General features: G+C 65.9%; 20 protein-coding genes and 1 pseudogene. 14 read left to right on the top strand and 7 right to left on the bottom strand.

Annotated features, from left to right (window positions below; genetic code table 11):
• Positions 1 to 115 (top strand): annotated as a pseudogene (locus AC1DD3_RS21520) (IS30 family transposase); the annotation flags it as partial.
• 80 nt (positions 116 to 195) lie between these two features.
• Here the strand turns inward: AC1DD3_RS21520 and AC1DD3_RS21515 are convergent.
• From AC1DD3_RS21515 to AC1DD3_RS21495, 5 genes are all read right to left on the bottom strand, one after another.
• Positions 196 to 1,311, bottom strand: a complete 1,116-nt coding sequence (locus tag AC1DD3_RS21515) for an alkaline phosphatase family protein (protein WP_230121438.1) — start codon at positions 1,309 to 1,311, stop codon at positions 196 to 198.
• Between the two features lie 121 nt (positions 1,312 to 1,432).
• Positions 1,433 to 2,482, bottom strand: coding sequence for a sulfate/molybdate ABC transporter ATP-binding protein (locus tag AC1DD3_RS21510; RefSeq protein WP_230121439.1), 1,050 nt, complete (start codon positions 2,480 to 2,482; stop codon positions 1,433 to 1,435).
• Positions 2,479 to 3,300, bottom strand: a complete 822-nt coding sequence (locus AC1DD3_RS21505; RefSeq protein WP_230121440.1) for an ABC transporter permease — start codon at positions 3,298 to 3,300, stop codon at positions 2,479 to 2,481. The genes AC1DD3_RS21510 and AC1DD3_RS21505 overlap by 4 nt, the downstream gene beginning before the upstream one ends.
• An 8-nt stretch (positions 3,301 to 3,308) precedes the next feature.
• Positions 3,309 to 4,124, bottom strand: coding sequence for a molybdate ABC transporter substrate-binding protein (gene modA / locus AC1DD3_RS21500; RefSeq protein WP_476882485.1), 816 nt, complete (start codon positions 4,122 to 4,124; stop codon positions 3,309 to 3,311).
• Positions 4,121 to 4,531, bottom strand: coding sequence for a TOBE domain-containing protein (locus AC1DD3_RS21495; RefSeq protein ID WP_230121442.1), 411 nt, complete (start codon positions 4,529 to 4,531; stop codon positions 4,121 to 4,123). The genes modA and AC1DD3_RS21495 overlap by 4 nt, the downstream gene beginning before the upstream one ends.
• Positions 4,532 to 4,782: 251 nt before the next feature.
• Between AC1DD3_RS21495 and AC1DD3_RS21490 the strand changes: the two genes are divergently transcribed.
• The 7 genes from AC1DD3_RS21490 (at position 4,783) to AC1DD3_RS21460 (ending at position 12,264) form a co-directional block, all read left to right on the top strand.
• Entirely contained in the window at positions 4,783 to 6,564 is a 1,782-nt protein-coding gene (locus tag AC1DD3_RS21490; protein ID WP_476882484.1) for a molybdopterin-dependent oxidoreductase, read from the top strand.
• Between the two features lie 348 nt (positions 6,565 to 6,912).
• A complete protein-coding gene (locus AC1DD3_RS21485) occupies positions 6,913 to 7,533 on the top strand; it encodes an arsenate reductase/protein-tyrosine-phosphatase family protein (RefSeq protein ID WP_230121444.1) in 621 nt (206 codons plus the stop codon).
• A 163-nt stretch (positions 7,534 to 7,696) separates the two neighbouring features.
• Complete coding sequence (locus tag AC1DD3_RS21480) at positions 7,697 to 8,791, top strand: LCP family protein (RefSeq protein WP_476882483.1); 1,095 nt, start codon at positions 7,697 to 7,699, stop codon at positions 8,789 to 8,791.
• A gap of 158 nt (positions 8,792 to 8,949) precedes the next feature.
• Positions 8,950 to 9,102 (top strand): hypothetical protein, encoded by a 153-nt coding sequence (locus AC1DD3_RS21475; protein ID WP_230119448.1) that lies wholly within the window; start codon positions 8,950 to 8,952, stop codon positions 9,100 to 9,102.
• 25 nt (positions 9,103 to 9,127) lie between these two features.
• Positions 9,128 to 9,775 (top strand): PAS and ANTAR domain-containing protein, encoded by a 648-nt coding sequence (locus AC1DD3_RS21470; RefSeq protein WP_230119449.1) that lies wholly within the window; start codon positions 9,128 to 9,130, stop codon positions 9,773 to 9,775.
• A 130-nt stretch (positions 9,776 to 9,905) separates the two neighbouring features.
• On the top strand, positions 9,906 to 10,883 hold the full coding sequence (gene trxB / locus AC1DD3_RS21465; RefSeq protein ID WP_230119499.1) for a thioredoxin-disulfide reductase: 978 nt from the start codon (positions 9,906 to 9,908) through the stop codon (positions 10,881 to 10,883).
• A 127-nt stretch (positions 10,884 to 11,010) separates the two neighbouring features.
• Positions 11,011 to 12,264 carry an Nramp family divalent metal transporter gene (locus tag AC1DD3_RS21460; RefSeq protein ID WP_230119500.1) on the top strand — a complete coding sequence of 418 codons (1,254 nt, stop codon included), beginning with the start codon at positions 11,011 to 11,013 and terminating at the stop codon, positions 12,262 to 12,264.
• Positions 12,265 to 12,444: 180 nt separating this feature from the next.
• Here the strand turns inward: AC1DD3_RS21460 and AC1DD3_RS21455 are convergent, their stop codons facing one another.
• Positions 12,445 to 12,921, bottom strand: coding sequence for a hypothetical protein (locus AC1DD3_RS21455; RefSeq protein WP_230119450.1), 477 nt, complete (start codon positions 12,919 to 12,921; stop codon positions 12,445 to 12,447).
• A gap of 262 nt (positions 12,922 to 13,183) precedes the next feature.
• Between AC1DD3_RS21455 and AC1DD3_RS21450 the strand changes: the two genes are divergently transcribed.
• Together AC1DD3_RS21450 and AC1DD3_RS21445 are read left to right on the top strand one after the other, a co-directional pair.
• Positions 13,184 to 13,942 (top strand): histidine phosphatase family protein, encoded by a 759-nt coding sequence (locus AC1DD3_RS21450; RefSeq protein WP_230119501.1) that lies wholly within the window; start codon positions 13,184 to 13,186, stop codon positions 13,940 to 13,942.
• Positions 13,920 to 14,927 carry an NAD(P)H-hydrate dehydratase gene (locus tag AC1DD3_RS21445; protein WP_476882482.1) on the top strand — a complete coding sequence of 336 codons (1,008 nt, stop codon included), beginning with the start codon at positions 13,920 to 13,922 and terminating at the stop codon, positions 14,925 to 14,927. The genes AC1DD3_RS21450 and AC1DD3_RS21445 overlap by 23 nt, the downstream gene beginning before the upstream one ends.
• 39 nt (positions 14,928 to 14,966) lie before the next feature.
• On the opposite strand, the gene AC1DD3_RS21440 is transcribed toward AC1DD3_RS21445, so the two are convergent.
• Positions 14,967 to 16,379 (bottom strand): ABC transporter substrate-binding protein, encoded by a 1,413-nt coding sequence (locus AC1DD3_RS21440; RefSeq protein WP_476882481.1) that lies wholly within the window; start codon positions 16,377 to 16,379, stop codon positions 14,967 to 14,969.
• 221 nt (positions 16,380 to 16,600) lie between these two features.
• On the opposite strand from AC1DD3_RS21440, the gene AC1DD3_RS21435 reads away from it, so the two are divergent.
• From AC1DD3_RS21435 to AC1DD3_RS21420, 4 genes are all read left to right on the top strand, one after another.
• Positions 16,601 to 17,254: a hypothetical protein gene (locus AC1DD3_RS21435; protein ID WP_230119453.1), complete on the top strand. Its 654-nt coding sequence runs from the start codon at positions 16,601 to 16,603 to the stop codon at positions 17,252 to 17,254.
• Between the two features lie 211 nt (positions 17,255 to 17,465).
• Entirely contained in the window at positions 17,466 to 17,888 is a 423-nt protein-coding gene (locus tag AC1DD3_RS21430; RefSeq protein WP_230119454.1) for a hypothetical protein, read from the top strand.
• A gap of 27 nt (positions 17,889 to 17,915) precedes the next feature.
• Entirely contained in the window at positions 17,916 to 18,377 is a 462-nt protein-coding gene (locus AC1DD3_RS21425) for a DUF4383 domain-containing protein (RefSeq protein ID WP_476882480.1), read from the top strand.
• Between the two features lie 34 nt (positions 18,378 to 18,411).
• A partial coding sequence (locus tag AC1DD3_RS21420) for a cbb3-type cytochrome c oxidase subunit I (protein WP_476882479.1) occupies positions 18,412 to 19,697 on the top strand: 1,286 nt, incomplete at its 3' end.

Raw genomic sequence — 19,697 nt, 5'->3', positions numbered from 1 at the left:
CTACGGTCCCGAAGACCTCGAACTCGTCGCTCAGAAACTCAACGGCCGGCCACGTAAAACGCTCGGCTGGGAAACCCCAGCCGAGCGTTTACGTGCTTTACTACTAACCACCTAACCAACAGGTGTTGCAACGACCGCTAGAACCCAAGAGGGCCTCGAGTGTTCGTTCGCGCTCAACCGGAAGCGCCGAAGGGATCAGGAGCCGTTGCTGTACACATCTGCACCGAAGCGGTTCACGTCCGGCGCCGCAGCGTAGCCGAGGTACGGCAGGCCGAAGAGGTCCTCCAAGCTGGCCAGGAGGCTGTAGTGGTTGTACGGCCGTTCGGACGTTGTCCCGCCCTTGGTCCGCGATGACAGGACGAGGGCGCCGATGCGGCCGCCGCCTGCACCTCCGGGAATGGCCATGGACGCGCTTTCCTTCCCCTCGGACTCATCGAAGGTGATCACCAGGACCCCGTCCTGTTTGAAGGCTGGGGAGGACAGGATCTCCGGGACGTGCTGCTTGAGCCATTCGTCAGAGGTTGCGAGGCCGCCTTCCCGCCCGTCGGCACAGGGGTGGTCGTGCCCGTCGTTGCACAGGTTGGGGGTGATATAGGACAGGTTCGGCGTCGTGTCCGCCGCCCTGAGGTCGGCGGACAGGTTGCTGAAGTCGACCACGTTGGCCTGGCACTCGGGCGAGGACGTGATTGAGGTGAAGTAAACGAAGGGGTTGTGCCTGGTGGCGTACTGGCCATCAGCGTTGGCGTTTTGGTTCGTGTCCCTGGTGCCGGGCTCGGGATGGCGGCAGGGCGTTCCCATGTCCTCCATGTAGCCCTTCCACGTTTTGCCGGCGGCGCTGAGCTGGCCTGCGAGCGTGGGCACAGAATCCGGATAGACGCACCCGATGCCCTCCACCTGGCCAAGGGCAGCTGTCCCGGTGGAGTTCAGCGGCTCATAGGTGTGGCAGTCCTCCCTCGTGGCGGGGTTGGGCCCCTGCCCGGACAGCTGGGCAATGTAGTTGGGCATGGACAGATGCGCGATGGCGTAATACTGGCTCAGCAGCACGCCCTGCCCGCGCAGCGTCTGCGACAGGTACGGCGCGGCGGAATCGGCGCCCCAGACGCTGTCGTAGGACTTGTTCTCGAGGTTGATCACGAAGACATGGGCCTGTTTTCCGGCATCCGGCTGCGTGCGCGACTGCGACGGCGAGGGGCCGGGAGCCGCCTCGCAGCCGGCCAGCGCTGCCACCACTGCGATGCTGGCCAGCAGGAGCGAGGCGCGGCGAAACCGTCCTCTGCCGCGGGGCAGTTGCGAGGAGCTTTCAGCCGTCATGAGTTCTTGCCTCCTGATGCACAGGCGCAGCACCGTCCGTGTAGGAGCCCATGGTGTCACGCCGGCCCCGGCAGGAACGTGAAGGTTTCCTGAGAGTTCCATGAAACCGGGACGCACGGAGCTAGGCCGGGTGGATGGCGATGGCGGTCGCCTTGATGACGAAGTGGACGGTCATTCCGGGTATCAGGCCGAGGTCGGCCGACGCGGCCGGGGTGATGTCTGCGGAGAGGCCTCCCGCGCGGACCCGGATCTGATCGCCGTGTGGCTCCAGATCGGTGATGGCCACCGGGAATGAGTTTCGCGGGCTGCCGTGCTCTTCGGTGAGGAACACGGAAACCGCCGAGGGGGGAAAGACCGCCACGCCGTCCTGCCCGGGCACGGTGGTGTCGTCGTGATGGCCCGCGACGATCTGCCCTTGGGCCGTCACCAGGCCTTGCTCGGTGACACTGCCCGTCATGAGGTTCAGTCCGGCCAGCCCGGCCGCAAACCGGCTGCGCGGTTTTTCGAGGACTTCGCGCGTGGGGCCTTCCTCGGTGATCCGGCCGTCCTCGAGGACGATCACCCTGTCTGCCAGCATGAGGGCGTCAAGGATGTCATGGGTGATGATGATGGCGCGGCGGTTGGCGAGGACGCGTTTGAGGAGCCGGCGCAGCAGGGGTGCTGCGTGGATGTCGAGGGCGGCCATGGGCTCGTCGAGGAGCAGCAGGTCAGGGTCGGCGGCGAGGGCGCGGGCGACGGCCACCCGCTGTGCCTGACCGCCGGAGAGCTGTCCGGGTCGCCGTGAAGCGAGGGATCCGGCGTCGACTTCGGCGAGCCAGTGCGCTGCCGTTTCGCGGGCTTCGGTTCGGGAGGCGCCGGCGCTGCGCGGTCCGAACGCGACGTTGTCCAGGGCGCTGAGGTGTGGAAAAAGGAGTGCTTCCTGGGCCAGCAGTGCCGTGCCTCTGATGTGCGGGGCGCTCCAGAGGTTCTTGTCTGCTGTCAGGTCGAAGAGGACTTTTTCGCCGATCGTGGCTTTGCCTGTGTCGGGGCGCAGCAGGCCGGAGATGATGGCGAGCAGTGTTGATTTGCCGGCACCGTTGGGCCCGAGGACGGCGATGGTCTCGGCCGGCCCGAGGCGGAGGGAGACGTCGAAGTTCCGCGCGGCGAGGATGGCGTTCAGATGGAAGGTCACTGCAGGGCCCTTTCCGGTGCCGCGCCGGTGTGGGGGTGCCGGTAGGAGAGCCCGACGACGGCGACCGCCACGGCGACGAGGACGAGGGAAAGTGCGACTGCGGCGTCGGCGTCTGTTTCCCGCTGCAGGTAGATTTCCAGCGGCAGCGTGCGGGTCACGCCCTGCAGGCTGCCGGCGAAGGTCAGTGTGGCACCGAATTCGCCGAGGCTGCGGGCGAAGGACAGGACTGCGCCGGAGGCAAGGCCGGGCAGGACGAGCGGGATGGTGACGCGGCGCAGCACGGTGCTCGGGCGTGCCCCGAGGGTGGCTGCGACCGCTTCGTATTTGTTGCCGGCTGTGCGCAGGGCGCCTTCGAGGCTGACCACCAGGAACGGCAGCGCGACGAAAGTCTGTGCGAGGACGACGGCGGTGGTCGAGAAGGCGATCTGGATTCCGGCCAGTTCGAGGTTCTTGCCGAGCAGGCCCTGGCGTCCGAAAGTGTAGAGCAGGGCGATGCCTCCGACGACGGGCGGCAGGACCAGGGGCAGCAGGACGAACGCGCGCAGCAGCCGCTGGCCCGGGAACGGGCTCCGGGCCAGGACGAGTGCCAGCGGAACGCCGAGGACGACGCAGGAGACGGTGCTCGCCGCGGACGTGCGCAGGCTCAGGCCCAGGGCGGTGAGCGAGGATTCGGACGTGACCAGCGGGACGAACTGGGGCCAGTTGACCTTGGCCACCATGGCCACCAACGGCAGCAGGACGAACAGTCCTCCTGCCGCCGCGATTGCGTAAATCCATGGCGGGATGCCGGTGTACCCGGAGCCGCTGCGGTGGTTCATGCTGTCCCTTAGGGGGTGCCGAATCCGGCGTCGGTCAGGACTTTCTTGCCCTGGCTGCCGGTGACCGTGGCGATGAAGGCCGCGGCCAGTTCCTTGTTCTTGCTGGTGCCGACGGCGGCGATCGGGTAGGTGTTCACGGCCTGGTCAGATTCGGGGAAGGCGATGCCCTTGACCTTGTCTCCGGCGGTCTTGACGTCGGTGACGTAGACGAGGCCGGCGTCGGCCTCGCCGGAGGTGACCTTGCCCAGGACGTCGGTTACGGAGGATTCCTCGCTGACGGCCTTCAGGGTGGTGCCGGTGGCCTTTTCGACTTTGTCGGTGGCGGCGCCGCAGGGAACCTGGGGAGCGCAGGTGACCACCTTCACGCCCGGCTTGGCCAGATCGGCGAACGATCTGATGGAGGCGGGGTTGGACGGCGGGACGGCGATCTCCAGCACATTCGTGGCGAAGTTCGCAGGCTGGCCGTCGATCAGCTTCGCGTAGGTGAGCTTGGCCATGTTCTTAGTGTCGGCTGAGGCGAAAACGTCCGCGGGGGCGCCCTGGGTGATCTGGGTGACCAGGTCCGAGGACCCGGCGGAGTTCAGCGTGACTTTGGTGCCGGGGTTCTTGGCCTCGAAGTCGCTGGCCAGCTTGGTGAAAGTCGCTTTCAGGGAGGCTGCGGCGAAGACCGTGACGGTGCCGGAGAGTGCCGGCGTCGCCGAGGTGCCGGTGGCCGCGGAGGTGCCGGCAGGCGCGGAGGCGGTGCCGGCGGCGCAGCCGGCCAGGGCGGGGCTCAGGGCGCCGGCAACCAGCAGTGCGGCTAGAGGCTTGCGGGCGCCGCTCATATGATGCTCTTTCCCTGGGGTGTTTCGATGATGACGGTGGTGGCTTTGACGACGGCGGTGGCGACGGATCCGAGCTCCAGCCCGAGTTCCCGGACGGCTTCGCTGCTCATCAGCGACACAACCCGGAAGGGGCCGCACTGAAGTTCGACCTGGGCCATGACCTTGTCCGCGGTGATCCCCGTAACGAGCCCGACGAACCGGTTGCGCGCCGAGCTGCCTACCCGGGTGGGGTCCTCTGGCAGCTGGGCCTGGTCGCGGGCGAGGTGCGCCAGCTCCAGCCCGTCAACGGCCAGCCGGCCGGACTCATCCCTGACCGGGGTCAGGATCCCGTTCTCGGTCCAGCGCCTGATGGTGTCGTCACTGACACCCAGGAAGCGTGCTGCTTCAGTTACGCGGATTTTCGGCATGGCTCCATGATCCCCCATTTGCGGATATTTTGGGTATTTTGAACCGCAAATCAGAATGTGATCATCCTTTTCACCGGCATCCGCGGTGCGACAGTCAGTTCGGCATGACGACTTTTTCACCGTTCCATTGGCTGTCAGATGCCTGTGCGTTCTCCCGGCGCCCGTTCAGCGATTGTCAGATGCCTGTGCGTTCTCCCGGCGCTCGTCGGTTGGCCCCTGGTTTCTGCTGGCCCGTGCCGTAAGCTCCGATAATGGACCCTTCCTCGGAAGACCGGCCACTCCCCGCCCCCGATGACGGCGCCGGGCGGCCGCGGGCAAGTTTCCGGTCGGAGCTCGACAGCCAGCGATACACCGTGGTCGATGAGGACTGGGCCGGCGGCATCCCCGCCCAATACGGGGTTGCACCCCGGGTGAGAATCGGTCAGACCAAATGGTTCAACCTGTTGTGGCTGATACCGATCGGGCTTCTCCTCCTGCTGATAGCGGTCGCCGTTGCCAAGGGAATCCGCGGTCTCCCGGCCGTGCAGGACTTCATCCATCAATTTCCGGGGACGTCCGGGCTGCCCATCACCGCTCCCGTGGGATTTCCCGCCTGGCTCGGCTGGCAGCACTTCCTGAACCTGTTCTTGATGATCTTTATCATCCGTTCTGGCCTCACCATCCTTACCGACCACCCGCGGCTCTACTGGACGAAACACTCCACCCCGGGCAAGGACTGGTTTAGGGTGCAGAAGCCGGTTCCTTCGGACCCGCTCTACACGGCAAAAGAGGATTCCATCACCCTCCCGAACGGTATCGGCCTGCCCGGCCGCCGGCACTCCATCGGACTGGCCCGCTGGTGGCATCTCGGCATCGACACGCTTTGGCTGGCAAACGGCACCGTCTTCTTCATCCTGCTGTTCACCACCGGACAGTGGATGCGCTTGGTCCCGCTGCATTGGGACGTGATTCCCAATGCTGTCTCGGTGGCCATTCAATACCTGTCGTTGGATTGGCCTGTCGAGGGCGGGTGGATCAACTACAACAGCCTGCAACTAATCGCCTACTTCGTCACCGTCTTCCTCGCCGCCCCGCTGGCTCTTCTCACCGGGCTGGGGATGTCGCCGTCGCTTTCCACTCGGTTCCGGCGGATCAGTTCCTTGTTCAGCATCCAGGTCGCCCGGTCGCTTCACTTCTTGGTCTTGTGCTGGTTCGTCGTCTTTATCGTCATCCACGTAGCCCTCGTGACCACCACCGGTGTCCTTCGGAACCTGAATCACATGTATGCCTCCCAGGACACCGAGTCGTGGACCGGGTTCTGGATTTTCGCGGCCTCAATGGTTGTCGCGACCATCGGTTGGGTGGCAGCAACGCCATTCACCTACCGGCACCCTCGGGTCGTGCAAAAGGTCGGCTTCGCCCTGATCGGCCCATTCCAGCGCCTGTTCGAGCACATCGATTCCAAGCCTGGCCAGTACACCGAGCAGGACATCTCCCCATACTTCTGGCATAACGGCAAGTACCCGGCCACTGAGGAATACCGGCAGCTGCAAGCCGGCAATTTCGCCGACTACACCCTCGTCGTCAACGGCCTCGTCGAGAACCCCGTCGAGCTGAACCTCGATCAGCTCCGGGCTCTGGCGCATCAGGAGCAGATCACCCAGCATTTCTGCATCCAGGGCTGGTCCGGGGTCGCCAAATGGGGCGGTGTCTCCATGCAGACAATTCTCGAGACCGTCAAACCGACACCGGACGCGAAGTGGGTGATCTTCTACTCCTTCGCTCTCGGCCCCGAAGGCGGCCTCTACTACGACGCCCAACCCATCGAGCAAATGAGCTACCACCTGACGATGCTCGCCTACGACATGAACGACCAACCGGTCTCATTTGGCCATGGGGCCCCGCTGCGACTGCGGAACGAAACCGAGCTCGGATTCAAGATGGTCAAATGGATCAAGGGAATCGAATTTGTCAACGATTTCGCCGAAGTAGGAGGCGGTCTCGGTGGCTACAACAACGACCACGAGTTCTTCGGCTACCGCCAGTCGATTTGATCGATATCTGTCAGGATGTCACTGACGGTTGGTGCGGAGATCTCGTTCGCAAAAGCCTGGGCGAGGGCCGCCGGACCCGGCATCATGGGGTGTGCCGGGTCCAACGGACTGGCCGAGCTTCAAAGGGAGCACCGTCCGACCAGGTGTCCAGAGCCTGACAAAGGCGCCCTAGGAAAAGGTCGGAACACCCTACGCGTTTGAGGCGCTGCCGTCTCCCAGCCCGACTGCGCCAGGCGGGAACTGCCAAATGTGACCCCTGCCCGCGTCTCCGGCTTCCCTGAGGCCCGCGGGTGTTAGGTTCGAGACTGAACACTGTCCATCCTCGAACCACCGGAAAGAGCATCAACCGTGGAATCGCCTGCACCCGTCCGGATACTGACAGTCTGCACGGGGAACATCTGCCGCTCCCCCGTGGCGGAACGGCTCCTCCAGGCCGGGCTTGACCAGGTTCTGCCCGGCGGCTTCGAGGTCCGCAGCGCCGGCACGCGCGCCATGGTGGGCGATCCCGTCCAGCCCCTGTCCGCGGACATCATCCGCACCTTCGGCGGCACCGCGGACGGCTTTGCCGCGCGCCAGCTCACTGGCAAGATACTCCGTCGGGTGGACCTGGTCCTGACCATGACCTCCGCGCACCGCGGCGAGGTCCTGCAGCTGGACGCGTCGCTGCTCAAGCGCACCTTCACCATCCGTGAGTTCGCGCGGATGCTGGATGTCCTCGGGGAACGGGAGAACGCGAGTGAGAAGGAACAGAACGACGGCGACCGGCTCGCCGCGAACACCAAGCTCTGGCGCAAGCTCCCGGCCCGGGCAGCGTCCGTGAGGCACCTCGCCCTGGCCCCTGAGGCAGCCGACAACGACGTCGTGGACCCCTACCGCCGCAGCGCCGAGTACTACAGCCAGATGGAAGACGAACTGGCCCCGGCCATCATCTCCGTCCTCCGCTTCGCCCGGCTCAACACACCAGGCTGAACGAGCCCGCTTGAACGCGTCCGCTCAAACGCACCCGGCTGAACGCACCCGTTTGAACGCCCCCTCCAAAACCCGGGCCTTCACGCACCGGACCGCAACGGACCGCCAAACCCGGCCGGCCGCCGTCGTTCTCTCCGCCCGGAATTGGTGATAGCGTCCGTTCATGGATGCCCGGCCTGATCCGGCTGAAGCGGCTTCTGCCGCTTCCTCCACCGCTCTCTTGGCGAACCGGCGGCGGAGAATCCTGACAGGGATACTCGTGTTACTGCTGGCCATTCCTGTGGCCGGTGTGGCGTACCTCTCGAACCTGGCCCGCATCTACGATTCGCAGACCACGAAGATCGACAACGCGCTGCCGGCGCCGGAGCCCACGGCCGTCGCCAAGGCTCCGCCGGGCACCGTGGCAGCAGCGCCCGCCGTCCCCGTCCCCGAACGGCCCACCCTGCCCATGAATATCCTGGTGATGGGCAGTGACCGCCGCGAAGCGAAGAACAGCCCCGGCGCCGCGACCGACCAGCGGGCGGACACCATCATGCTGGTCCACGTCTCTGCGGACGGCAAGCACGTGTACGGCATCTCGCTCATGCGCGACCTCTGGGTCACCATCCCCGGCTACGGCGAGGCAAAGATCAATGCGGCGCTGGGACTGGGCGGCGTCTCACTGGTGGTGCAAACCGTGCAGTTCCTGCTGAACCAGCACATCGACCACGTGGTGATGATGGATTTCGAAGGCTTCAGGGGGCTCACCGAGGCCCTGGGCGGGGTGGATGTGGACATCAAGGAGCCGTTCACCTCCACGCACGACACCCACCAGGACTTCCCCGCCGGCATCAACCGGCTCAAGGGCCAGCGCGCCCTGGAGTTCGTCCGGGAACGCTACGCATTTCCCGATGGCGACTACCGACGGGTCCGCAACCAGCAGCAGTTCCTCCGCGCACTGGTGGCCAAGACCCTCACCGGCGGCACGCTGGCCAATCCGCTGACAGTGCACAACGTGGTGAGCGCGGCGGCCCCGTTCCTCAGCGTGGACAAAGGATTCGACGCCGCGGCGCTCGGCGGCCTGGCCTTCAGCCTGCGCAACATCCGGCAGCAGGACGCGGTGTTCTTCACACTGCCCACCGGCGGCGACTCCGTGTCCACCGCCGGGGAGTCCATCCTCCTGCCGGATGCCGGCGCCATCGCCGCGGTGGCCGCCGCCCTGGCGAAGGACACGCTGGCGGCGTACGTCGCGCAGATAACGCCCGACGCCGGCGGGTGACGCTCCGGACGGGAGCCGGCCGGGCGCCGTCGTAATGTCGCGTAAAGCGCCGGAAGCCCTTCCTTGCAAGTCCGTTTGGGCTGGATGTATAGTCGCTCATCCCCCGCAACGGGGCCGACTCGGTACGGTCAGGACTGGTGAGGGTAATGAAGAAAATTATGTGGATCGTTGCCGCCGCGGCGGTGGTCTTTCTGATCATTGGCGGCACGGTCAAAGCAGTCGGCTTCCTGCTGTGGGTGGCGCCCTTTCTGTTGATTGTGGCCGTGTTGCTGTTCTTCCTGAGCCGTTCCGGCGGCCGACGCATCCCCTGACACCCCGTTGACGATGGAGCTGAAGATGCTGCGTGGAATTGGCACCTACTCGTTTCCCCTGAAAGCCGGCGAGGAATGCCCGGCGGGAACATTTCTTCTCGATCTCGCCTCCGGCCGTTTTGAATGGTCCGAGGAGGTGTTCCACATCCACGGCTACACCCCGGGCGAGGTGGTTCCGACGCTGGAGCTGTTGATGGCCCATAAGCATCCGCAGGACCGGGAACCCATCCGCCGGATGATCGCCGAGCTGAGTTCGAACGGCGGACAGCGGGCAATCTTTCACCGCGTGATCGACAGCAAGGGCCGGGAGCGCCGTGTCTTCACCGCCGCCGAAGCCTGTCTGGATGACACAGGTAAAGTCACGGCACTGCGCGGCTTCACAGTGGACCTCAGCAGGACGGTGGCCCTGGAGACCCGCCACGCCGCCGCCGAGGCGATCCGGGCAACCTACGCCAGCCGGGAAGTGATCGAACAGGCCAAGGGCATCATCATGGGCCTGCAAGGCGGGACGACGGACCAGGCATTCCGGGTCCTGGCCACCCGCAGCCAGCACACCAACGTCAAGCTGGCCACCGTGGCCGAGCAGCTGGTTGAGGCAGCAACCCGGGGGAAGGCTCCGGAGGCCATCTCCTGCTGGGAGGCCCAGACGGAGCAGCTGGATCCGACGGCGTAAGCGGCGCGCTCGGCCTCGCGCTCCGCCCCGGACCATCGCAGACCTTCAGGAGAACCGCATGACCGCCGAAACCGCCAGGACTGACGAAAGGGAGCCAGCCGTGAGCACCAAGACCGTGAACCCTGACAACGTGAAAACCGAACAGCTGATCATCATCGGGTCCGGCCCCGCCGGCTACACTGCCGCGATCTACGCCGCACGGGCCGGCCTCAAGCCCCTGGTCCTGGCCGGGTCCGTCACCGCCGGCGGCGCCCTGATGAACACCACCGACGTCGAAAACTTCCCGGGCTTCCCGGCCGGCATCCAGGGTCCCGAGCTCATGGACGGCCTGCAGCAGCAAGCCGAAAGGTTCGGCGCACAGGTGGTGTTCGACGACGTCACTGACGTGCAGCTGAAGGGTCACCTCAAGCGCGTGGCCACCGGCGCCGGCGAGACCCACCAGGCACCCGCCGTCATCCTCGCCACGGGCTCGGCCTACAAGGAGCTCGGCCTGCCGGAGGAGAAGAAATTCAGCGGACACGGCGTCTCCTGGTGCGCCACCTGCGACGGGTTCTTCTTCCGCGACCAGGACATCATCGTGGTGGGCGGCGGCGACTCCGCCATGGAGGAAGCCACGTTCCTGACCCGCTTCGGAAAGTCCGTGACCGTCGTCGTCCGCAAGGGTGAACTGCGCGCCTCCCGGATCATGGCCCAGCGCGCCAAGGACAACCCCAAGATCAGCTTCGCGTGGCACTCGGCCGTCGGCGCCATCCACGGCGACGGCAAGGTCACCGGCGTGACGCTGAAGGACACCCGCACTGGCGAAACCCGGGAGCAGGGCGCCACCGGAATCTTCGTGGCGATCGGGCACGTGCCGCGGACCGAACTGGTCGCCGGGCAGGTGGAGCTGGACGCCGAGGGCTACATCAAGGTGGACTCCCCCACCACCGTCACCAACCTGACGGGCGTGTTCGCGTGCGGCGACGCGGTGGACCACCGCTACCGCCAGGCCATCACCGCCGCCGGCACGGGCTGCGCCGCCGCCCTCGACGCGGAGCGCTACCTCGCCGCCTTAGACGATGCGGACAGCATCGCCACGGCGCTGGTGGAGGAACCCACCCACGCGTAGATCTGGCCGCCGGATCCGCCCGGCCCGGCTGACGTAATAGTTCTGCAGTCCTAAGACGGGTTTTTCGGTCTGCCTAAATTTGCGATATTCTGTTGGGGTGAACAACCCCGACGTCGTGGAGAAAAGCATGGCCGCCCCCACAACGGCCCAGCCACCCGCCATTAAGCGTAGGCGGATTTCCCGCCTGCTGCTGCTTGGGCCGGCCTTCGTCGCCGCGATCGCGTATGTGGATCCCGGCAATGTCGCGGCCAACCTGACGGCGGGGTCGAGCTTCGGTTATCTGTTGGTCTGGGTCCTGGTTGCCGCCAACGCCATGGCTGTCCTGGTGCAGTACCAGTCCGCCAAGCTCGGACTCGCCACCGGCCTCAGCCTTCCCGAGATCCTCGGCAAGCGCCTCGGCACCGGCCGACGTCGGCTGTACTGGGCACAGGCTGAAGTGGTTGCCGGAGCTACGGACATGGCCGAGGTCATCGGCGGCGCCGTCGCCCTGAACCTGCTCTTCGGACTCCCGCTGCTGGCCGGCGGGATCATCATTGGCGTGGCGTCCATGCTGCTGCTCACACTGCAGTCACACCGGAGCCAAAAGTCCTTCGAGTACGCGATTGTCATCCTGCTCGGAGTCATCGCCGTCGGGTTCGTCTCGGGCCTGTTCGTCAATCCCCCGGATGCCGGAAGCGCACTGACCGGCCTGGTGCCGCGGTTCGAGGGGACGGACACTGTCCTGCTCGCGGCCAGCATGCTGGGAGCGACTGTCATGCCGCACGCCATCTACCTGCACTCGGCCCTGGCCCGGGACCGGCACGGCTATGCCGAGGACCCCGCCGAGCGCACGCGGCTGATCCGCGCCACGCGCTTCGACGTGGCCGGCGCCCTCCTGCTGGCCGGCGTCGTCAATATCGCAATGCTGCTGCTTGCCGCCTCAAGCCTGCGCGGCGTGGAGGGCACGGACACCATTGCCGGCGCCCACGCAGCCGTCACGTCAGCCCTGGGCCCGACCATCGGCATGATCTTCGCCATCGGCCTGCTGGCATCGGGGCTGGCATCCACGTCGGTGGGCTGCTACGCCGGCGCCACCGTCATGGGCGGGCTTTTGAAGATCCGCGTGCCGCTGCTCACCCGCCGCGTGATCACACTCATCCCGGCGCTGATTATCCTTGGGGCCGGCATTGAACCCACCCTGGCGCTGGTCCTGAGCCAGGTGCTGCTGAGCTTCGGCATCCCCTTCGCCCTGATTCCACTGATCCGCCTCACCGGCAAGCGGGACGTCATGGGCATCCACACGGACTCGCGGGCCCTGAAAATCGCCGGCTGGACCAGCGCGACGCTCATCGTCGGCCTCAACTGCGTCCTCATCGCGCTGACCATCTCGGGCCAGGCCTGACCGCACCCGCAGCCCGCAAGCCCGAGCTCCTACCCAGCTGAGCCGCAGTGAAGGTCGTTTTCAGGCCTCAAGATGGCTCTAGCCGCAACCCAGTTAGGAGAGCGGACAGGCAGGCCCGTGGCAGGCAAGCCTAGCGGTCCTTCTGCTAACGCCGGGCCACGGCGCGGCCGCAGCGCCGCCCTACCGGTACCAGCCCACCGCACGGTCGTAGCTGCACTCCAGGGCACCCGTGCCCGGCTGGGCCCCTCCGCCGGCAGGGAAATAGATGGCCCCGAAGTCCGCCCCCTCGGCCTCGATACGTCCGCGGGCCCAGAGCTGGGCCGCCTCGAGATCCGTTTCCGGGATGGGTTCCCGGGTGCTGTGGTGCCCGAGATGGATGTCCAGCTGGTACTGCCCCGGGTGGGACGTTCCCGCGTGATGGCCGGGATCGTGTTCATCCCGCCTGCTGATCAGGACCTGGGCGGAAGCGTGAAGAATGGACGGCTCGCTGGCCACTCCTCCGTCCTTCTGCTGCTTGATCCGAAGGCCGGACACCACACTCTCCACGGTGTCGTCTTCGGTGACCGCATAAGCCGAGCCGGTGACGTCCACCTCTGACCCTCCTACGCTTTTCAAATGCTGGCCGAACTGTTCGGAACTGGATTGACTGGCGTTCATGCACCCTCCTTGAGGGTATTCGCGGCGGCTGCCGACCCTTGCCACAGTAGCCCCATCACAGCGGGCCACGCCGGTGCCGCCGGAACTGATTTCGCGGGACGCCGGCCCGTTCCCGCGCATGACTGCCGCCTCGATGGTTATTTTGCTGACAGTGCGGGTACGGCGCTAGTAACGTGGAGCATTCGCAGGCCAAGGGCGAACGGGAGTGGAGATCGTGGGCAACGACGGAAAGCACAATGGGACCCAACGCAGTGACGGCACCGTGCCGTCCGGCTGGACAGCGGGAGCGGTGGAGCTCACCCTGATCCGCCACGGCGAGAGCCAGGGGAACGTGGCTGCCACGGCCGCCCAGGAATCCGGCGCGGACGTCATCGACGTCCCCGCCCGCGACGCCGACGTCGAGCTCTCCGCCACAGGGCGGGAGCAGGTACTGGCCCTGGGCCGCGCCCTGGCGCAGGTCCCCGCAGAGCTGCGCCCCGACGTCGTGATCTCCTCCCCGTACATGCGCGCCTACCAGACCGCTGAGATCGCCGTCGAGGCGGCGGGCTGGCCCGTGCCCGTCCGCACTGACGAGCGCCTCCGGGACCGCGAACTCGGCATTTTGGACATGCTCACCCGCCTCGGCGTGGAGAACCGGCTCCCCGATGAGGCAGAACGACGGCGGTGGCTGGGTAAGTTCTACTACCGCCCGCCGGGCGGGGAGTCCTGGACGGACGTGGTGCTGCGGCTGCGCTCAGTGCTCGGCGAACTGAACGCGCTGGGCAGCGGGCACCGGGTGATGCTGGTCTGCCACGACGCCGTGGTGCTGCTCTTCCGTTACGTCCTGGAAGGGATGTCCGAGCAGGAGCTGCTGGATCTCGCCGCGAGCACCACCGTCCTGAACGCGTCGGTCACCAGGTACGTGCGGCCGGAGGGCGTGGGGCCGTGGACCTTGAAGAGCTTCAATGTGGCCGACCATCTCACCGAGCACGGCGTCCAGGTGACCGAGCACGCAGGGGATGCCAGTGTCCACCCACGCTGACGCCAGCTCCGACGCTGCCGGTGCTGCACCGGCCGGCACTTCCGCCGCGCAGATCACGCCGTCACTTCTACGGGACTGGCCGCTCCCCTCTGCCGGGGCCGACAAGTACTCGCGTGGCGCGGTGCTGGTGATTGGCGGCGCCAGGCGCACGCCGGGCGCGGCGCTGCTGGCCGGAACCGCCGCACTCCGGGCCGGCGCCGGCAGGCTGACGCTGGCTGTGGCCGAGTCCGTGGCCGTTCAGCTGGCGGTCACGCTACCGGAGGCCGGGGTAATCGGTCTGCGGGAAACCGCCGGCGGATCCGTGGGGTCCGCGGGGCTCGAAGCCCTGTTCGAGGACCTGGATTCGGCGGACGCCGTCCTGATCGGTCCCGGATTGGACGACATCGACGGGACCGAGGCGCTGCTGCGGGAGCTGCTGCGGCATGAGGCCGAGCGGACGGCGGAGGTGCGTGCCGGCGGAGGGGATTCCGACGGCGGGAATGCCGGAGCGACGGTGATCCTCGACGCCTATGCGCTCGGCTGCCTGCCCAAGCTGCTGGGCGAACTGGAGCCGTGGGCCGGCCGCCTGATTCTGACGCCGAACCCGACCGAGGCCGCAATCCTCCTGGGCCGCGAGGACGGCCTGGGAGACGACGACGAGCTGGCGGCCGCGGTCGCCGAAATTGCTGAGAAGTACCGCGCCGTGGTGAGCTGCCAGGGCCTGATCGCCCGGCCGCCGGGCGGCGACGCCCCGGAAGCCGCGGACCGTTGGGAGATCACCACCGGCTACGGTGGCCTCGGGACTTCGGGAAGCGGCGACATCCTGGCCGGTGCCATCGCCGGGCTGCGGGCCCGCGGCACCACCGACGCGCAGGCCGCCTGCTGGGGCACCCACCTTCACGCTGCGGCCGCGGACAGGCTCGCGAGCCGGCTGGGGAGCCTGGGTTTCCTGGCACGGGAACTGGCGGACGAGCTGCCACCGCTCATGATGGAACTGAATACCTAGGCACTGAATACCTGGGCACTGAATACTTGGGCGGGGGCCTCAGTTCAGCGACCCCAGGATGGAGCGGAGGGAAGCGGCTGCCGTCTTGGCGGCAGTCTTGGGGTCCACTTTCCCGGCGGTGACGTCATGAACGGCCTTGGCGACGGGCAGTTCCGTCAGCGCGGCACCGGCAAGGTCGCCCCGCCCCTGGATGATGCCCCAGTGCTTGACGTCGTCGACTCCCTTCAGCAGGACGCTGAGAACGTCCGGTGCATAGAACTTGCTCAGTGGTTCCTTCTTGCCCAGGCCGGCCGGCAATGCCCGCCAGGCATCGGCAAACTGCGTGGGGTTGGCTTCAGTGCCGGCACGGACCGGAAGCCGCTCCTCCGGTGCAATGGACAGCCAGTCAGCGTAACCGTCGCTCATGACATACTCCACGAACTGGCGCGCATGATCGGCGTCAGAATCCTTGGTAATGGTCCAGGACGTGATCTCGCCAAACTGCGCAGGCTCGTCCCCTGACCCCAAAATGCCGGTGACCACGCCGGTGTTCCTGGCGAGGAACGCGGGGTCGGCCTTGCATTCGGGGCAGTTTGGCCTGGCGTCGTTGCGAAGGCCCGCCAGTTCGTCGAGCATGAACGTGGGCCAGACGGCCATGGCGGCCTTTCCGGCGAAGTACGCGGCCCGCACAGTGTCTGTGTCCTGAATCCCGGGAACGGAATAGTTCGTCAGCATGTCGCGGTAGAAGCGGAGCGCCCCCACGCACTGAGGGCTGTCGAACGTGACGCTGCTCTTCGAATTGACCATCTCGCAGCCGTTGCCCTGGGCGATGTGCTCAAACGACTGTTGCGTGAAGGCCTGGCTCTTGTTCGCCGCCACGAAGCCTGCCAGCTGCGGAGTGTGCAGCTTTTGGGAGGCAGCTTGGATGTCACCATAGGTAGCCGGCGCCCTCAGACCAGCCTGGGCAAAATGGTCTTTTCGGTAATAAAGAAGCTGCTGCCAGGACGAATCGGGCACGGACAGCTGTTGGGTCCCGTCGCGGGTCAGCTCCAGCGAGCGCGGGGACCACGTACTCTCGCCCAGGTTGCTGATGACCTTGGCGTTGGCCTCGACGTTGATGAGGTCACCGGCAGCCGCCGAGCGGACGTTGCCTAGCGAAATGCCGCCGATGACGTCGGGCAGGTCACCGGACGCGGCTGACGACGTAAGGACCTGGTTGAACCGGTGGGCGGGTACGCTCACGAGGTCCACCGTCACACCGGAGGCGGAGGCAAACTTCTCGAGCATCCCCCTGGTCTTGGCCAGGCGATCCGGGAGGGTATCCGCGGTCCAGACCGTGATGCCGTGGGGGTCAGATGCATCAGGAGGGGGACCGTTCGGGCCTCCGCTGGACGTGCAGGAAGTGAGAATCCCTGCAGCCAAGGAAACTGCAGCGACGAAGCCGACGTTGGCCCGCCCTCTGGTTCTGTTCACCTCGGTGCTCCTGCCGTGGAGGTGCCCGCAGATAGGTGTTCGAAAGTCCCTGGGTGCGACCGGAGTTTCATCCAGAGACTTGTTTTTCCAGCGTATCCAAGTGAAGGCGTCCTGTCAGCAGTCGGGCTCTAGTCTGTGTCTTCGCCGGGTTGACGCAGGTTCGGTGGAGGGTCACACTGGCCACACATATTCGGGAAGACCTGGAGATGGGTGGACATGGCATGACTGACCATCGAACCAATGGGCCTGGCCCCGGCCCAGCGCATGGCCGCACCCGCGATCCGCTCCTGCGCCGGGTCATCCTCCCTGACTTTCTGGTTGTCTTCCTCGCGCCCATCGCCGAGAACGTGTCCTACAAGATTGCGATCCAGGGCCGGCAAACGTGGCTCTTCGAGGATCTTGGCTACCTCTTGGGAGCCGGGCTGCTCATCGTCATCACTTTCTTCGGCGTCTGGACACATCAGCGCGATGACCGGAAGCTTCCTGAAGCCGAAGCCATCCGGGACGCGATCGCGGCCACGGTGGTGCTGCTCTATCTTGTGTTGGTCTCCTGGGCCGTCTTCTTCACCCCCGGCCCAAATCGCATCCTCCTCTCGGACCAGCTCCTCGCGTCGCTGACCACGGTCACGGCCGTGGTGGTTGCGTTCTACTTCATTTCAGGTGCCGCCGGCGGCAAGTGGGCACTGTATCTGCTGAGGCGTGAGGAGGGTGCCGGGCCAAGCCCTACGCAGCCGGGTCCTGCTCAGCCAGGCGCGGCCCCGCAAGACCCTGGGCCGCAAGGCCTGGCGCAACAGAAAGCGTCTCGGCAGAGCCCGGCGCCTCAGCACCTCCCGCCACGGAACCCGGCGCCACAGGACGACGCAGAACGCCTGTAGCCCGGGTGCCGTCAGGCATCGCGGTACGTCAGGGCAGCCCGTTTCGCGGGCTCAGCAGGCGTTGCAGGCACCCGTGAGAGCCGGCTTAAACCCGGCGCCCTTCGCCGGCTGTGCCCTGCTCTTGTTTGCCGGGCACGCGGGGGTTATTTTAAGCGTGGGATCGCGCTCTAGCAGTCAGGGCGCAGTGATCCCCTTAAACAGGAGCGCGTCAATGTCGACCATCTCCAACGCCCCCCTTCCCGGCGGGATGCACAGGCCGTCGGGCGATCGGTTGTGGTGCCCTGAATGCCAGACCGACGAGCACCTGATCGTCGAATCCATCGAAGCTTTGCACCCCCCTCAAGAGGGCCTAGTGGATGTGTCCTATACCTGTGTTGAATGCGACTACTTCTACGCCCACGCGGCGAGCGTGCACGACGTCGCCGCCGTCCTGAACCGTCACGGCCAGGTGATGGGCGTTCTGCAGTTCGGCGGTGAATACTTCCACTGCGGCACGCCTATGATCTCCGTCAGCTCCGGAACCAGCAGCATCTACGGCCACGAGCTGTCCCGGCGCCACACCATCCACGACGTCCATCTGCCCACGCGCCTCCTGCGCTGCGGTTGCGGGTTCCAGATGGAGGTGCCGGACTGACCGGCCACTAGGTAAGGAGAGTGCAACATGGCTATGACCCACGCCGCTGCCGGTGCCCGAACCAGGCTCCAGCTGGCGTCCCAAGCTGTCGGGGCAGTGTTCCTGCTCGTCGGCATTCTTGGCTTCATTCCCGGAATCACCAGCAACTTCGGGTCGCTGGGCCTCGCCGGGCACGCCTCGGAAGCAATGCTCCTGGGTGTGTTCCAAGTCTCCATCCTGCACAATATCGTCCATATGCTCTTCGGTGTGGCCGGCATCCTGATGGGCCGCACGCCCGCGCAGGCAAAGAACTTCCTCCTTTACGGCGGAATTGTTTATCTGATCCTCTGGCTGTACGGACTGATCGTGGGCCACGAATCCGCAGCAAGCTTTGTCCCGGTCAATACCGCGGACAACTGGCTGCATTTCCTGCTGGGCGTGGGCATGATCGCGCTGGCACTGCTGCTGTCCCGCGAAAGCACCACCGTACGCGGAGCAGTACGGGGCTGAATACCTGAAGCGCGATGCCAGGGAGTGGCTGACAATGACCGCATATCAACAACCAGGTTTGACCGCCGCCGGAGTTCCCGATGTGGTGCCCCGGCGGAAGGGCAGCATGGTGGTCAGGTGGATCACGTCCACGGACCACAAGATTATCGGCTACATGTACCTGATCGCGTCCTTCGTGTTCTTCTGCCTCGCCGGCGTGATGGCGTTGCTGATCCGTGCCGAGCTGTTTGAGCCGGGCATGCAGATCCTGCAGACAAAGGAGCAGTACAACCAGCTGTTCACGATGCACGGCACGGCCATGCTGCTGATGTTCGCGACCCCGCTGTTTGCCGGGTTCGCGAACGTCATCATGCCGCTGCAGATCGGCGCCCCTGACGTCGCGTTCCCCCGTCTGAACGCGCTGGCCTTCTGGTTCTTCCTGTTCGGCTCCACCATCGCCGTCTCCGGCTTCATCACGCCGCAGGGCGCGGCGTCCTTCGGCTGGTTCGCGTACGCGCCGCTTCACAACACGACGTTCACCCCCGGGATCGGCGGGGACCTGTGGGTGTTTGGCCTGGCGCTGTCCGGTTTCGGCACCATCCTCGGCGCGGTCAACTTCATCACCACCATCATCTGCATGCGCGCCCCGGGCATGACCATGTGGCGCATGCCGATCTTCACCTGGAACACGCTGATCACGGCTGTTCTGGTGATTATGGCCTTCCCGCCGCTGGCCGCAGCACTGTTCGCGATGGGGGCGGACCGCCGCTTCGGTGCGCACATCTACGATCCGGACAATGGCGGCGCCATTCTGTGGCAGCACCTGTTCTGGTTCTTCGGCCACCCCGAGGTGTACATCATCGCGCTGCCGTTCTTTGGCATCGTCTCCGAGATCTTCCCAGTGTTCAGCCGCAAACCGATCTTCGGCTACAAGGGCCTGGTCTACGCCACGATCTCAATTGCGGCCCTCTCCGTGACCGTGTGGGCGCACCACATGTACGTCACCGGCTCGGTGCTGCTGCCGTTCTTTGCCTTCATGACCATGCTCATCGCCGTGCCCACGGGTGTGAAGTTCTTCAACTGGATCGGCACCATGTGGGGCGGCTCGCTGACGTTTGAGACCCCCATGCTGTGGAGCCTCGGCTTTATCATTACGTTCCTCTTCGGCGGCCTCACCGGCATCATCCTGGCGTCGCCGCCGCTGGACTTCCACGTCTCGGACTCCTACTTTGTGGTGGCGCACTTCCACTACGTGGTGTTCGGCACCGTGGTGTTCGCGATGTTCGCCGGCTTCTACTTCTGGTGGCCGAAGTGGACAGGGAAGATGCTCAACGAACGGCT

It is taken from the genome of Arthrobacter sp. 05T444 (assembly GCF_056395905.1).
This window is presented reverse-complemented; position numbering and strand designations above follow the sequence as displayed.

Coding starts and splice junctions, on each gene's coding strand:
- AC1DD3_RS21480 (WP_476882483.1), top strand. CDS start 7,697: ATGGATGCCCGGCCTGATCCGGCTGAAGCGGCTTCTGCCGCTTCCTCC.
- AC1DD3_RS21455 (WP_230119450.1), bottom strand. CDS start 12,921: ATGAACGCCAGTCAATCCAGTTCCGAACAGTTCGGCCAGCATTTGAAA.
- AC1DD3_RS21425 (WP_476882480.1), top strand. CDS start 17,916: ATGGCTATGACCCACGCCGCTGCCGGTGCCCGAACCAGGCTCCAGCTG.
- AC1DD3_RS21470 (WP_230119449.1), top strand. CDS start 9,128: ATGCTGCGTGGAATTGGCACCTACTCGTTTCCCCTGAAAGCCGGCGAG.
- AC1DD3_RS21505 (WP_230121440.1), bottom strand. CDS start 3,300: ATGAACCACCGCAGCGGCTCCGGGTACACCGGCATCCCGCCATGGATT.
- AC1DD3_RS21435 (WP_230119453.1), top strand. CDS start 16,601: ATGACTGACCATCGAACCAATGGGCCTGGCCCCGGCCCAGCGCATGGC.
- AC1DD3_RS21445 (WP_476882482.1), top strand. CDS start 13,920: ATGCCAGTGTCCACCCACGCTGACGCCAGCTCCGACGCTGCCGGTGCT.
- AC1DD3_RS21475 (WP_230119448.1), top strand. CDS start 8,950: ATGTGGATCGTTGCCGCCGCGGCGGTGGTCTTTCTGATCATTGGCGGC.
- AC1DD3_RS21495 (WP_230121442.1), bottom strand. CDS start 4,531: ATGCCGAAAATCCGCGTAACTGAAGCAGCACGCTTCCTGGGTGTCAGT.
- AC1DD3_RS21515 (WP_230121438.1), bottom strand. CDS start 1,311: ATGACGGCTGAAAGCTCCTCGCAACTGCCCCGCGGCAGAGGACGGTTT.
- AC1DD3_RS21460 (WP_230119500.1), top strand. CDS start 11,011: ATGGCCGCCCCCACAACGGCCCAGCCACCCGCCATTAAGCGTAGGCGG.
- modA (WP_476882485.1), bottom strand. CDS start 4,124: ATGAGCGGCGCCCGCAAGCCTCTAGCCGCACTGCTGGTTGCCGGCGCC.
- AC1DD3_RS21490 (WP_476882484.1), top strand. CDS start 4,783: ATGGACCCTTCCTCGGAAGACCGGCCACTCCCCGCCCCCGATGACGGC.
- AC1DD3_RS21430 (WP_230119454.1), top strand. CDS start 17,466: ATGTCGACCATCTCCAACGCCCCCCTTCCCGGCGGGATGCACAGGCCG.